The following is a 12817-nucleotide window of genomic DNA, read 5'->3' on the forward strand; positions in this document are numbered from 1 at the left end:
CCTGCATTTTTACAGAGGGACGTTCGGTTTCCCCCCGCACATTGCAATATCCGGTCGGCAAGAGACTGAGCTGCCAAGGCAGGCCGTCGACATTTGCGGACCGGCATTCGCCGAGACCAATCATAGGGTCCTCCAATCGAAAGGGTTCAAGGCCCAGACATCAAAGGTTGTGAATTTGCACCATGCATAAAAGCCAGAAAATCCATCTGGAGTCAATTACTCAAGTTTAAAATCTTATTAGATTTCAATTGTTTGGAATTATTCTAGACTTTAATACTCATGTTTACAGCATTCGAGAAGGAACGCAACCGCTGTGGGGGAGCAGCGGTTGCGGCAAACGGGCGCATAATGCGCGAAGGAGAGAGGACGCGGATCATTCGCCCCTTTGCTAACACCACAGTCGCATTCTTCGTGATGCCGGGTTGCAAAGAGCAATCTTCCCCGTTCCGGTGCTCACGTAGCTTTCTCTGGCGCATAGCCTGATCCGAAAAGTCTGCAACTTTTCGGGACTATGCCTGGAAGCACGCTCCGCTCCGGTACTCGAAAATTACTCTTCTCGCCACGGTCTGACGAATTTGCAACTGTAGTGCTGGAGCGCATCCCGCAAAGTATGAAACGGTTTTCAGGATGCGCTTTAGAACAAAAAGCCGAGACGCGCTGATCTGATTCAGTCAGATCGAAACGCGCTCTAGTGACCCGAATGCTCTCCATCTTTCTGGCCGCCCTTTTGACCGCTTTGCGCGGTGACGGGGAAATCGATTGTGACCTTGCCGGCCTTTTCGAATTCCAACGTGACAGGAACGGTCTCGCCTTCCTTGTATGGCTTTTCCGGTTGGATGAACATGAGGTGATAACCACCGGACTTCAGCTCGACCTTCTCGCCTGCCGGAATATCCAGACCGCCTTCAAGCTGGCGCATCTTCATCACGTCGTTCTGCATCGACATCTCATGGATTTCGACGCGCTTGACACCGCCGGTGGTGACGGAGACCAGCTTGTCGGCATCCTTGCCGTCATTGGCGATGGTCATGAACCCGCCTGCAACCTTGGCACCGGGAACCATGGCGCGCACCGAAGGTGCCGTGATTTCCAGTTCGCCAAGCTTCGTCGGCATTGCTGCCTGCATGGAGGCCCCATCCATCTGGCCCATCTTGTCGTGCCCACCATGGCCGCCGTGCCCATCGTCAGCGCCCGCGGCCTTCACGAGCAGCTGCGGTGCCGGATGCGCCAGATCGTGCGGGTTCTGGCCATCCTTGGGCACTTCCGTCCACGCAACCGAAGCGTCGCTTCCGCAGACCTGCGTCACGGGAAAGGAGAGGGTGGTGTCCTTGTCGAACTTGGCGAGCTGGCCGACAACGGTGAACTCGTCGTAGAAATCACCGGGCAGGTTGCCATCGGTGAAGCGGACTTCGCGGACGCCGGAAGTCACATCCTTGCCGTGCACCTTGTAGCTCTGGGCATAGTCACCCTTGACGGTCTCGATCTTCCAGCCCGCCTTGACCTGCGGCTGGGCCGAAATGAAGCCTTCAGGCAGCTCGACCTTCACTTCAGTCGTGGCCTTGCCGTCGCAGCCATGCGGTACGCGGAAGGTTGCCTTGTAGAAGCCGCCTGCCTTGGCTTCGCTCTGGTCGAGGGAGGAGTGGGCTTGGGCCAGGCCAGCAGAGGCGCACAGTGCGGCAATCGAGATGGCGGAGGCGAAAAGACGATAGTTCTTCATTGTGTCAAACCTGAATAATCATTGGAAGGCACGCCGACGCCAAGTTCGGGGGAACAGGGTTCAGGCGCGTTTCATTCCCGAATGCGATCCGGGGAGCGCATTCGCTCAAACGATATTATTCAGGCGAGCGGCGGCGCTTGCGGCGGTGCCGATGGCGGATAGGTGTTGTGCTGCAGGATCGGTTGCGGCGGCACGATGCCATCCGCCATGGCGATATGCGGGGCTGCACCGGTTGAACCCGTAGGCGCAGGGCACAGGAAGGCCGATGAAATCCGGCAGGCTTCGCAACTATTGTTGCTCAGATGCTTGTCGTGACCCTGATGGTTGGGATCGGAACCATGATCGCCGATGCAGAGCACCGGGTAGGTTCCATCAGGCAACTGGTATTGGGCAAGCAGGTAGCTGTCGGGCGCATTGAGGTCGATGGGCTTGTGCGCAAAGGCGACGAACATCAGGGCGAATACGCTAAGGACGCGTATAGCCAAGGATATCCGATATTGGCCGATGCTTGTCTTCAACTCAAAGCTTCTCCATTCAAGCCGAATTTACCTAGCCTAAAGGAGCTGTCTTTGCCAAGCATCAAACAGAAACGGCGCGAATTGGTCGCGCCGTTTCTGTTTTTCAGCGGTCGGGAGAATAGATATCGAGGTCAGATCGCCCGCTTCTTCATCTGTTCCGCGATATAATCAGCCTGACGGATAGCGAGAGCTACGATGGTCAGGGTCGGGTTTTCCGCGCCGCCGGTTGTGAACTGGCTGCCATCGGAAACGAACAGATTCTTGATGTCATGCGTCTGTCCGTGCTTGTTCACGACGCCATCCTGCGGCTTTTCGCTCATCCGGTTGGTGCCCAGATTATGCGTTGACGGATAGGGTGGGGTCGGGAAGGTACGGACGGCACCAACGGCCTCATAAAGCGCCTTGCCCTGCGCATAGGCATGATCGCGCATGGCGATATCGTTCGGGTGATCGTCGTAATAGACGTCGGGAACCGGCAAGCCGTGTTCGTCCTTCACGTCCTTGCTCAGCGTGATGCGGTTTTTCTCCTGCGGCATGTCTTCGCCGACGATCCAGAGACCGGCCATGTTGACATAATCGTCGAGTGCCGAGGTGAAGCTGCGCCCCCAACCGCCCGGATTGAGGAAGGCAGCCATGAAGGGCAGGCCAAGCGAAACGGTTTCCATCTCATAGCCGCCGACGAAGCCTCGTTTCGGATTATGCGCAGCCTCATCGCGGATGATGCCTGCCATGGTGGTGCCGCGATACATATGAACCGGCTTTTCAAACGAGGCATAGACCGAACCGGTGGTGTGGCGCATATAGTTGCGCCCGACCTGTCCTGACGAATTGGCGAGGCCGTCCGGGAATTTCGACGAAGCCGAATTGAGCAGAAGGCGCGGGCTTTCAATCGAATTGCCTGCCACGCAGACGACGCGCGCCTTCTGCAAGTGCTGCTTGCCATCCTTGTCGGCATAGAGCACGCCCGTCACCTTGCCAGCTGCATTGTGCTCGATCTTGAGCGCCGTGCATTCCGGGCGAACTTCCAGCCTGCCGGTTTCCTCGCCCTTGGGAATTTCCGTATAGAGCGTCGACCATTTCGCGCCCCATTTGCAGCCCTGAAAGCAGAAGCCGGTCTGCTGGCAGGCCATGCGGTCGTCGCGCGGCGCTGAATTGATAGCCATGCGACCCGTATGGCATTCCTTGTAGCCGAGCTTGTCGGCACCGGCTTTCATAACCTTGAAATTATTGTTGCCGGGCAGACCCTCAATGCCGTTGGTGCGGGTGACCCCCATCTTGTCCTCGGCCTTGGCGTAGTAAGGCTCCAGATCTGCCAGCGTGATCGGCCAGTCGAGCAGATTTGCCCCTTCGATCTTGCCGTAATGGGTCAGGGTCTCGAACTCGTAATCCTGAAAACGCAAGGATGCACCAGCCCAGTGGGTGGTGGTGCCGCCGACAGCCTTCACGATCCATGCGGGCAGGTTCGGGAAATCGTTCGCCACGCGCCAGCTGCCCGATGTCGTGCGCTTGTCGAGCCAGGCGAGCTGGGCAAAACTATCCCATTCATCATTGATAAAATCTTCGAACTCGTGGCGTTTTCCGGCTTCGAGAATGACGACGTCGATGCCTTTCTGGGCCAGTTCGTTGCCGAGCGTGCCGCCGCCAGCGCCCGAGCCGATGATAACGACGACCTTGTCGTCCTTGAGATTGTATGGAGCAGCCATTGTTTCCTCCCAATGCTTTCCCGTTTCCGCAAAACGCAAGGCGCTTGCAGGACGGTGGTGCCGCTTTGAAATTGGTATGTCCTGCGCCGGGGGCGCCTAGAGCCATTCGATATCGTCGAAGCCGCGCTGGATGTAACCGCCCTTGGAATAGGCTTCGCCCTCGTAGCCGAAGAGCGGCCAGATATCCTTCTGGTTATAAAGGCCGGTCACAAGCCCGCTGCGCACCTTCTGGAAGAAGGGGCTTTTCTCGATCTCGCGCAGGATCGCGACGCGCTCTTCCTCCCAGCCAAGCCCCAGATAGCCTCCGGCTCCAGCCCGCTTGTTCAAATCGGCAACACCGTCCTCGATCAGCTTTTTGAGCGTCTCGTCCTTGGCGGAATCCGCGTCATAAGGTTTGACGGCAATGGCATAGAAACGGTCGGGAAGCTTGTCATGCGGATAGATGTCGCGCGCAAGCTGGATCAGGGTCGCCATGGTTTCGGGCTTGAGCGTGGTGGTTTCAAGCGCCCATGCGAATTGCGGGCAGATAACGGCATTGCCGCTGACAACGAGCATGGCGCCGAGGCTGAGGCCTGCGCCGCGCTTGAGAATATCGCGGCGGGACAGTGTCTTTTTCTCTCGGGTGGAAAGACCGTCAAAAACGGTAGTCATTCGGTTCTCCTCCTTTGCTTGCCCGTCCGGAATGGGCGGGCTGGCTATGCGTTCCCGGAGATTCTCACCACCGGGAATGCTGGCTTTCCCGTCTTCCATGGCCGCTCCTCCCGGCCAGAAAAGACGATAGGGAGCGGCTTACTGGTAGCGGCCACCCCGTTGCAGAACTTCGATCTTGTAGCCGTCCGGATCTTCCGCGAAGAAGAAGCGGGCAAGCTGCACGCCGTTATTCTTGAAATCGACAAGCTTGCCGACCTTGAAGCCAAGTTCCGTGAAACGGGCATGTTCGGCATCGACGTCATCGACCGCCACGGCGAGATGACCATAGCCGTCGCCCAGATTGTAAGGCTCGGTACGGCCCTTGTTGACCGTCAGCTCGACTTCGAAATCGGCTTCGGCATTGCGCAGATAGATCAGCGTGAAGGTTTCGAAATCAATGCGCTCGGCAATATCGAGGCCAAAAGCCTGATTATAGAAGGAAACGGATTTTTCCTCGTCGAGAACACGGATCATCGAATGAATGGCTTTAGCCACAAGCTACTCCTGTTTCTTTTGCCGCTTCCTCAAAAGCGGCTTGCGATTGTCTTGCTGGTTGTCGATTATGAAAGAAAAAGCGACGGCGTGGTGGCAATCGGCTACCACAGCCAAGTTCGTGCTCTTAATGAAGGGAGGAACCCATGTGCAAGGTTTTCGCCGAGCAGGACCCGGAAGGCTACCGGCAGATCAATCGCTCCGTGCGCATAGGCGGCCATTCCACCAGCATTCAGCTGGAGGCCACCTTCTGGCGCCTGCTGGATGAGATCGCGGCCAGCCAGAACCTGACCACGCCCCGCTTCATATCGACGCTTTACGACGAAGCGCTGGAGGCCAATGGCGCGATCCCGAATTTTGCCTCCATGCTGCGCACCACCTGCGCGCTCTATCTCATGGGTCATCGTCCCGAGGCTGCCGTCTGCGAGGAGGCAGCCTGACAGAGGCCTGAAACGGGCATTGGCCTTTTGATGAAAAGGGAATAGGGGAGTAGGGCAATATGTTCTTACATCGGACATACTTCCTTACTCCGGTATTCCCTTGCTGCCTTCATTAAAGGAATCGAAATGACAAGCGTAACACGCGAACAGGTTCAGGAACGGCTGAAGACCGTGACGGGACCGGATTTCGAAAGCGATGTTGTGTCGCTCGGACTGGTGTCGGATATCTTTATTGCCGACGGCAAGGTTTTCTTCTCCATCACGGTTCCGGCAGCGCGCGCCGATGCGCTGGAGCCGATGCGGCTTGCCGCTGAAAAGGCCGTGAAGGAAATTCCGGGCGTCACTGGCGCGCTGGTCACGCTCACCGCCGAAAAGAAAGGCGGACGTACCAGCGACGATGCGCCCCCACCACCAAAGCCGCAGGCCAGACCTGCAGCCGCTCCGGTTCAGCATCGCCACCCGCCACAGCCGCAGCGCGCAGCGACCAAGCCCGGCATACCGGGCGTTGGCGCGATCATTGCTGTCGCATCGGGCAAGGGTGGCGTCGGCAAGTCCACCACCGCGGTCAATCTTGCGCTCGGTCTTGCCGCCAACGGGCTGAAGGTCGGCATTCTCGATGCCGATATTTACGGACCGTCCATGCCGCGCCTGCTCGGCCTTTCCGGCCGTCCGGAAACGGTCGAGGGCCGCATCCTGAAGCCGATGGAAAATTACGGCATCAAGGTCATGTCGATGGGCTTCATGGTCGATGAGGAAACGCCGATGATCTGGCGCGGGCCGATGGTCATGTCGGCGCTGACGCAGATGCTGCGCGAAGTGGCCTGGGGCGAACTGGACGTTCTGGTGGTCGACATGCCGCCCGGCACCGGTGACGCACAGCTCACCATGGCGCAGCAGGTGCCGCTGGCGGGTGCCGTGGTCGTTTCGACACCACAGGACCTGGCGCTGATCGACGCGCGCAAGGGCTTGAACATGTTCCGCAAGGTGGATGTCCCGCTTCTGGGCATCGTCGAAAACATGAGCTACTTCATCGCGCCCGATACTGGCGCGCGCTACGATATTTTCGGCAATGGCGGCGCGCGCAGGGAAGCGGAGCGTCTCGACGTGCCGTTCCTGGGCGAAGTGCCGCTGCATATGGATGTGCGTGCCTATTCGGACGCGGGCACGCCGATCACCGTCCATGAACCGGACAGCGAACACGCGAAAATCTATCGCGAGATCGCCCGCAAGGTCTGGGACAACATGAAGGGCGGCAAAGGGGCTGGAAAGCCCGCGCCGGCGATTGTCTTTGAATGAAAAAAAGGGCCGGAAACGGCCCTTTTTCTTTTGTCAGGTGATAACGCTCGGCTCTGTCCGCCCGCTGCGCTTTTTCACCTCGGCGATCTGTTCTGCCGCGTCGATGAATGGGGCCAGCGTTTCCTGCGTGTCGAGATTGTGCCTGGTGGTGTCCGCTTCATAGCGCTCGACATAGATGCGGATGGTAGCACCTGACGTACCGGTGCCGGACAGGCGCAGCACCACACGACCGCCATCCGGGAAATAGATGCGGATGCCCTGATGTTCGCTGATCGAGCCGTCGACCGGATCGTGATAGGCGAAGTCGTCGGCCTTCTCGATTGTGAGGCCATTGACAGTCGTGCCGGGCAGGCTTGCAAGCTTGCCGCGAAGATCGGCCACCAGTTGTTTGGCGATATCGGAATCGACAGCTTCATAGTCGTGGCGGGTGTAATAATTGCGCCCGAAACGCGCCCAATGTTCCTCGACGATGTCTTTCACGCTTTCCTTGCGCACCGCCAGAATATTGAGCCAGAGCAGTACGGCCCACAGGCCATCCTTCTCGCGCACATGGTCGGACCCGGTGCCGGAGCTTTCCTCGCCGCAAATCGTGACCTTGCCATTGTCGAGCAGATTGCCGAAGAACTTCCAGCCCGTCGGCGTTTCAAACATGCCGATGCCGAGCTTGTCAGCCACGCGGTCGGCGGCAGCACTTGTCGGCATGGAACGGGCAATGCCCTTGATGCCGTCCTTGTAGCCCGGCGCCAGATGCGCATTGGCGGCCAGCATGGCAAGCGAATCGGATGGCGTGACGAAGATGCCGCGCCCGATGATGAGATTGCGATCACCGTCGCCATCGGAGGCGGCGCCGAAATCCGGCGCGTGGTCGGACATGAGCAGATCATAGAGATCTTTTGCGTAGACGAGATTCGGATCCGGATGGTGGCCGCCGAAATCCGGCAGGGGCACGAAATTGACGACGCTGCCTTCCGGCGCGCCGAGACGGTGCTCGAAGATTTCCTTGGCGTAAGGCCCGGTCACCGCATGCATGGCATCGAATTTGAGACCGAAACCGCCCTTGATCATGGCGCGGATTGCGTCGAAATCGAACAGGCTTTCCATCAGCTCGGCATAATCGGTGACAGGATCGAAGATGACGACTTCGGTATCGCCGATCCGGCTCGTGCCGATCTTGTCGATGTCGACATCTACGACATCGGCAATTTTGTACTGGTCGATCACCTTGGAGCGGGCGAAGATCGCCTCGGTGATCTTTTCCGGTGCCGGTCCGCCGTTGCCGATATTGTATTTGATGCCGAAATCTTCATTCGGGCCGCCAGGATTGTGGCTTGCCGAAAGTATCATGCCGCCGAAAGCCTTGTATTTGCGGATCATGTTGGAGGCGGCTGGCGTCGAAAGAATGCCGCCCTGACCCACCATGATGCGCCCGAAGCCATTGGCGGCGGCCATCTTGATGAGCTTCTGGATCACTTCGCGGTTATAATAGCGTCCGTCGCCGCCGACCACGAGCGTCTTGCCGGCAAAACCTTCCAGCACATCGAAAACCGACTGGATGAAGTTTTCAGCGTAATTGGGCTGCTGGAAAACCGGAACCTTCTTGCGCAGGCCTGAAGTGCCCGGCTGCTGGTCCTGGTATGGCGTGGTGGCGATTGTCTTGACGGTCATATCTTTCCCGTTCGATTAAATGAATTAAGCAGTCAATGTGTTGGCATTTGCGGTCATTGCAAGACAACATAGATCAAACTTATTGATTGAAAATAACAAACTGTGTGGTTGTCGCTGGCCATGCTACAAATTCTGCCATGACCGACAATGCTCGCCCCATCAATGGCCCGCGCGATGTGATGCGGCTGAAACGCGACGATACCACCGGCCTGGAAGCCGTGGCGGCCCGTTTTCACAGCCATGCCTATGACATGCATTTTCATGACGAATGGCTCGTCGGCGTGACCCATGCGGGCGTGCAGGATTTTTTCTGCCGGGGCAGGCGGCGGCAGAGCACGCCGGGGCGAGTGATTCTCATCGAGCCGGGCGAACGCCACGACGGGCAGGCGGTCGCGGCGGACGGTTTTGCCTATAACATGCTTTATATGCCGCAATCGCTGGTCAGAAGCGCGATGGGGGGCAATGATGCGCATATCGGTTTTCGAGAGACGCTGGCCGATGACGGACAGTTGTTTCATGCGGTCGCCCGCGCCTGCGAGGCAATCTTCCTCGAAGCGCCGCGCCTGATGATTGAAGACTGCCGCGATCAGGTGACGAACCATCTTGCCCGACATCTTGGGCAGGACGTGACAGAAAAAGGGTCGGCTCCGCATCCGGTCGCAGCACGCGCGATGGACTATCTGCGGGCGCGCTTCGACGAGGAGTTCGGCCTCGATGAACTGGCGGAAGCGGTTGGGGCCGCCGACCGTTTCCAGCTTTCACGTGGGTTCCGGCGTGAATACGGCACCTCGCCACATGCCTGTCTGGTGCAGTTGCGCCTTGCTGAAGCACGGCGCCTGTTGCGCGAAAAAGTGGCGCCAGCAGAAGCAGCCGCGCTCAGCGGATTTGCCGACCAGAGCCATATGGGGCGCTGGTTCCGCCGCGCCTATGGCATGACGCCTGCTGCTTATCGCAAGGGACGCACAAACGTTCCAGAAATTGCAGCGAAAAGCCGTTAGGCCTGTCCTCGAAAAGAGGAAAAGCTTATGATTTTCGATACAAAAGTAGCCATTCTTGTCCTGCATGATCTGCCTGTCTGGCAGAAGCTGAACGTGACTGCCTTTATCGCGACCGGCATATCCGGCGCTGTGCCGCACGCCATGGGCGATCCTTATGAGGATGCGGCAGGCCGCAAGCATACGCGTCTGCTCGGCCAGCCGATGCTGATCTTCTCGGCAACACCGGACGTTCTGCAACGGGCATGGCAGCAATCGATCCAGCGCGATCTTATCCGTGCGCCCTATGTGCGTGCCATGTTCGAGACCGGGTATGACGTCGCCAACCGCGCTGTATTCAAGGCGGAAAATGCCGACGCACCCGATCTGGTCGGCCTTGCGCTTTACGGCCCAAAGAAAGATATCGACAAGGCCATAAAGGGAACTAACCTGCATCCTTGAACAGGACGCTCTGGTCGAACAGATAGCGGTTGGAAAGCGGCAGGCTTGCCGCGCCCATCGCCTTGGCATGCACACCAACCTTGCCCTCGATGATCTTCGGCGCGCGCAGGCCCTGCAAGTCGAGGCATGAAAGCTCCACGCGGGTCGCTTCCACGATGCGGTGACGCACATTACCCGGCAACCAGCCATCGATGACAGCGGCGGGAAAGTCGATCACGGAGGCGGCAGCTACCGTTGCATGGGCCAGCCCGCGTGCGGCAAGCGCTACCCATTCGTCGAGCGGCGTACCAAAGTTGCGCCAGTTTTCCGGTGAAAGCCACAGATCGTCGGAGGGCAGGTGCCGCTCCTGCAACATGCGTTCGAGGACGAACAGCGAAGCCGTATCGATGAGCTGCAAGGTTTCGCCGCGCTCCCACGTGCCGCGCATCCGCATCGGCATGGAGCCGAGCGCGCCCGCATTGCCCGTGCGGCCCGGATAGAGCGTGTTGTTCAGCACCACGCCGCCGCCGATGAACGAGCCGATGAAGAAATAGACGAAGTCGGTGAATTCTGGCCCGCGACCAAAGGTCAGTTCCGCACCACAAGCTGCCGTTCCGTCATTCTGCACGAAGACCGGAAACGAAAACGCCTTGGCGAAATCGCCGACGAGATCGGCGCCGAGCCATGCATCCAGATCTTCGGCAGGTGCACCCACTTCCTCGACCCAGTTCCACAATTCGAAGGGTAATGCGATGCCGAGCCCTGCAATGCGGTCGCGCTTGGCCGGTTCGAGGGCTGCCGTGAAAGCGGCGACGCTCTCGACGGCGAAGCGACGGATTTCACCCGGTACAGGCCAGCGATAGGTAATGTGCCGCCGTTCGCGGATCGCTCCCAGAAAATCCATCAGGATGATTTCCGCGCTGCGCCGCCCGATCTTGAGACCGAAGGAGAAAACCCCGTCGGCGGCAAGGCGCATCGGCATGGAAGGTTGGCCTACACGACCGCGCACCCGTTCGCCCTGCGTAATAAGGCCGTCTTTTTCCAGCGCACGAATGATGACGGAAACCGTTTGTGCCGAAAGTCCGGTCAGGCGCGCAATTTCGGCGCGGGCCAAAGCGCCATGCCGGCGCACGAGCGCCAGAACCAGCCGCTCATTATAGGCGCGCACGCCGATCTGGTTTGAACCGCGATTGACGCTCGCGCCCGGCCCGGCGAATTGCAGCATGGCAGGACCCGGAGTGCCGGAAAGGGTGCCAGAAAGGGTGCTGGAAAGCGTATCGGCAGACCCGTTGTCTGGTTCGCCTTCAACTTTATGCCTGACCATAGCCTCTCCCAGATTCCGTGCCATGGAATGCAATCTCGAAATGCAGCCATGGAATGCCGGAATTCCTAAACCAACCATCGGAGGAGAAAAAGCCCTCATTGTGAGGGATATGAAATAAAAACAATCGCTTAAGAGCCTGCTCCAAAAGTCACCATGCCGGTCTCCAAATAGCGCCTTTCTACGTTCCGGTGCTCACGTACCTTTAAGTACGCTCCGCTCCGGTACTCGAAAATCACCATTTTCGCCTCGGCCTGCCGCTTTTTGATTCAGTCTTTAAGACCGATCATGCGGCGCGGCAGTGGGCTCGGTGCCTGCCTCTTTCGATCCTCTCTCCTCCGTCTTCCAGAGTGACACAGCATATTAATAAATCAAGTGGATTTATTAATTGACTCTGTTTTGAAGCCGTGTTTTGCTTCTCTTCTGCCGGGGGAAGAGGACCGGTTTCAATCTGGGAGGAGTCCATGAAGAAGACAGTTCTGTCGGCAGCCTTTGCTGCCTTAGCGCTTGGCGCTGCCGCGTTGCCTGTTGCTGGGCCAGCGAATGCCGCCGATGTCGGCGCGTGCCTCATCACAAAGACCGATACCAATCCGTTCTTCGTCAAGATGAAGGAAGGCGCTATCGCCAAGGCGAAGGAGCTGGGCGTCAATCTCAAGACCTATGCGGGCAAGATCGACGGCGATTCCGAAAGCCAGGTTGCAGCTATCGAAACCTGCATTGCTGATGGCGCCAAGGGCATTCTCATCACGGCTTCCGACACCAAGGGCATCGTGCCATCGCTGCAGAAGGCACGCGATGCGGGCCTGCTCATCATCGCGCTCGATACGCCGCTTGAGCCTGCCGATGCGGCGGACGCAACCTTTGCAACCGACAATTTCCTGGCCGGTGAACTGGTCGGCAAATGGGCAGCGGCAACACTCGGTGACAAGGCCAAGGATGCGCGGGTTGCCTTTCTCAACCTCACCGCATCGCAGCCGAGCGTCGACGTTCTGCGCGATCAGGGTTTTGCCACCGGTTTCGGCATCGACCCGAAAGACAAGACCAAACTCGGTGACGAGGATGATCCGCGCATTGCCGGTCGCGACCTGACCGATGGCAACGAAGAAGGCGGACGTCGCGCGATGGAAAACCTTCTCCAGAAGGATCCGAACATCAATGTCGTCCACACCATCAACGAACCTGCCGCCGCCGGTGCCTATGAGGCGCTGAAGGCCGTCGGTCGCGAAAAAGACGTGCTGATCGTTTCCATCGATGGCGGTTGCCCCGGCGTGAAGAATGTCGAGGCCGGTGTGATCGGCGCGACTTCGCAGCAATATCCGCTGCAGATGGCGGCACTCGGTATCGAGGCGATCAAGAAGTTTGCTGATACGGGTGAAAAGCCGAAGCCGACCGAAGGCAAGGACTTCGTCGATACCGGCGTGTCGCTTGTCACCGACAAGCCGGTGGAAGGCGTTCCGTCCATCGACACGAAGACCGCACTCGACAAGTGCTGGGGCTGATAGGCTCTTTGGGTTCTGGTTCGGCAGGTCGTAGGATTTGCCGAACCTTTCTGCAGGTGAA

The 12817-nt window shown here is 58.5% G+C and carries 12 protein-coding genes; 5 read left to right on the forward strand and 7 right to left on the reverse strand.

The window, feature by feature from the left end; genetic code table 11:
• Window positions 1-688: 688 nt before the first annotated feature.
• The 5 genes from KWJ32_RS06525 to KWJ32_RS06545 all read right to left on the reverse strand — a co-directional run bounded on the left by KWJ32_RS06525 (window position 689) and on the right by KWJ32_RS06545 (window position 5123).
• Window positions 689-1717, reverse strand: a complete 1029-nt coding sequence (locus KWJ32_RS06525) for a DUF1775 domain-containing protein (protein ID WP_011982290.1) — start codon at window positions 1715-1717, stop codon at window positions 689-691.
• A gap of 119 nt (window positions 1718-1836) precedes the next feature.
• On the reverse strand, window positions 1837-2169 hold the full coding sequence (locus KWJ32_RS06530) for a hypothetical protein (RefSeq protein WP_231771466.1): 333 nt from the start codon (window positions 2167-2169) through the stop codon (window positions 1837-1839).
• A 197-nt stretch (window positions 2170-2366) separates the two neighbouring features.
• The gene (locus KWJ32_RS06535) at window positions 2367-3938 is read right to left on the reverse strand and encodes a GMC family oxidoreductase (protein ID WP_011982292.1); all 1572 of its coding nucleotides are present in this window, start codon (window positions 3936-3938) and stop codon (window positions 2367-2369) included.
• A 96-nt stretch (window positions 3939-4034) separates the two neighbouring features.
• A complete protein-coding gene (locus tag KWJ32_RS06540; RefSeq protein ID WP_029375836.1) occupies window positions 4035-4589 on the reverse strand; it encodes a hypothetical protein in 555 nt (184 codons plus the stop codon).
• A 138-nt stretch (window positions 4590-4727) separates the two neighbouring features.
• The gene (locus KWJ32_RS06545; protein WP_011982294.1) at window positions 4728-5123 is read right to left on the reverse strand and encodes a VOC family protein; all 396 of its coding nucleotides are present in this window, start codon (window positions 5121-5123) and stop codon (window positions 4728-4730) included.
• 143 nt (window positions 5124-5266) lie between these two features.
• Between KWJ32_RS06545 and KWJ32_RS06550 the strand changes: the two genes are divergently transcribed.
• Window positions 5267-5560, forward strand: a complete 294-nt coding sequence (locus KWJ32_RS06550; protein ID WP_006471202.1) for a ribbon-helix-helix domain-containing protein — start codon at window positions 5267-5269, stop codon at window positions 5558-5560.
• Between the two features lie 126 nt (window positions 5561-5686).
• Window positions 5687-6856 carry an iron-sulfur cluster carrier protein ApbC gene (gene apbC / locus KWJ32_RS06555; RefSeq protein WP_151609688.1) on the forward strand — a complete coding sequence of 390 codons (1170 nt, stop codon included), beginning with the start codon at window positions 5687-5689 and terminating at the stop codon, window positions 6854-6856.
• Window positions 6857-6889: 33 nt separating this feature from the next.
• On the opposite strand, the gene KWJ32_RS06560 is transcribed toward apbC, so the two are convergent.
• Window positions 6890-8521: an alpha-D-glucose phosphate-specific phosphoglucomutase gene (locus KWJ32_RS06560; protein WP_011982296.1), complete on the reverse strand. Its 1632-nt coding sequence runs from the start codon at window positions 8519-8521 to the stop codon at window positions 6890-6892.
• Between the two features lie 137 nt (window positions 8522-8658).
• Between KWJ32_RS06560 and KWJ32_RS06565 the strand changes: the two genes are divergently transcribed.
• Window positions 8659-9519 (forward strand): AraC family transcriptional regulator, encoded by an 861-nt coding sequence (locus tag KWJ32_RS06565; protein ID WP_151609692.1) that lies wholly within the window; start codon window positions 8659-8661, stop codon window positions 9517-9519.
• 27 nt (window positions 9520-9546) lie between these two features.
• Window positions 9547-9957: a DUF2000 domain-containing protein gene (locus tag KWJ32_RS06570; RefSeq protein WP_011982298.1), complete on the forward strand. Its 411-nt coding sequence runs from the start codon at window positions 9547-9549 to the stop codon at window positions 9955-9957.
• Here the strand turns inward: KWJ32_RS06570 and KWJ32_RS06575 are convergent.
• Complete coding sequence (locus KWJ32_RS06575) at window positions 9941-11260, reverse strand: ROK family protein (RefSeq protein WP_151609693.1); 1320 nt, start codon at window positions 11258-11260, stop codon at window positions 9941-9943. The two genes, KWJ32_RS06570 and KWJ32_RS06575, sit on opposite strands and share 17 nt — an antisense overlap.
• Before the next feature lie 461 nt (window positions 11261-11721).
• Here KWJ32_RS06575 and KWJ32_RS06580 point away from each other — a divergent pair, with 461 nt between their 5' ends.
• Complete coding sequence (locus KWJ32_RS06580) at window positions 11722-12756, forward strand: sugar ABC transporter substrate-binding protein (RefSeq protein ID WP_029926053.1); 1035 nt, start codon at window positions 11722-11724, stop codon at window positions 12754-12756.
• The last annotated feature ends 61 nt before the right edge of the window (window positions 12757-12817 follow it).

Origin of the sequence: Ochrobactrum sp. BTU2, from assembly GCF_024539785.1 — a bacterium.
Classification (GTDB): Bacteria; Pseudomonadota; Alphaproteobacteria; order Rhizobiales; family Rhizobiaceae; genus Brucella; species Brucella anthropi.

What these genes read in the sequence shown, in the direction of transcription:
- KWJ32_RS06525 (WP_011982290.1), bottom strand. Translation starts at nt 1,717, where the DNA reads ATGAAGAACTATCGTCTTTTCGCCTCCGCCATCTCGATTGCCGCACTG.
- KWJ32_RS06530 (WP_231771466.1), bottom strand. Translation starts at nt 2,169, where the DNA reads ATGTTCGTCGCCTTTGCGCACAAGCCCATCGACCTCAATGCGCCCGAC.
- KWJ32_RS06535 (WP_011982292.1), bottom strand. Translation starts at nt 3,938, where the DNA reads ATGGCTGCTCCATACAATCTCAAGGACGACAAGGTCGTCGTTATCATC.
- KWJ32_RS06540 (WP_029375836.1), bottom strand. Translation starts at nt 4,589, where the DNA reads ATGACTACCGTTTTTGACGGTCTTTCCACCCGAGAGAAAAAGACACTG.
- KWJ32_RS06550 (WP_006471202.1), top strand. Translation starts at nt 5,267, where the DNA reads ATGTGCAAGGTTTTCGCCGAGCAGGACCCGGAAGGCTACCGGCAGATC.
- apbC (WP_151609688.1), top strand. Translation starts at nt 5,687, where the DNA reads ATGACAAGCGTAACACGCGAACAGGTTCAGGAACGGCTGAAGACCGTG.
- KWJ32_RS06560 (WP_011982296.1), bottom strand. Translation starts at nt 8,521, where the DNA reads ATGACCGTCAAGACAATCGCCACCACGCCATACCAGGACCAGCAGCCG.
- KWJ32_RS06565 (WP_151609692.1), top strand. Translation starts at nt 8,659, where the DNA reads ATGACCGACAATGCTCGCCCCATCAATGGCCCGCGCGATGTGATGCGG.
- KWJ32_RS06570 (WP_011982298.1), top strand. Translation starts at nt 9,547, where the DNA reads ATGATTTTCGATACAAAAGTAGCCATTCTTGTCCTGCATGATCTGCCT.
- KWJ32_RS06575 (WP_151609693.1), bottom strand. Translation starts at nt 11,260, where the DNA reads ATGGTCAGGCATAAAGTTGAAGGCGAACCAGACAACGGGTCTGCCGAT.
- KWJ32_RS06580 (WP_029926053.1), top strand. Translation starts at nt 11,722, where the DNA reads ATGAAGAAGACAGTTCTGTCGGCAGCCTTTGCTGCCTTAGCGCTTGGC.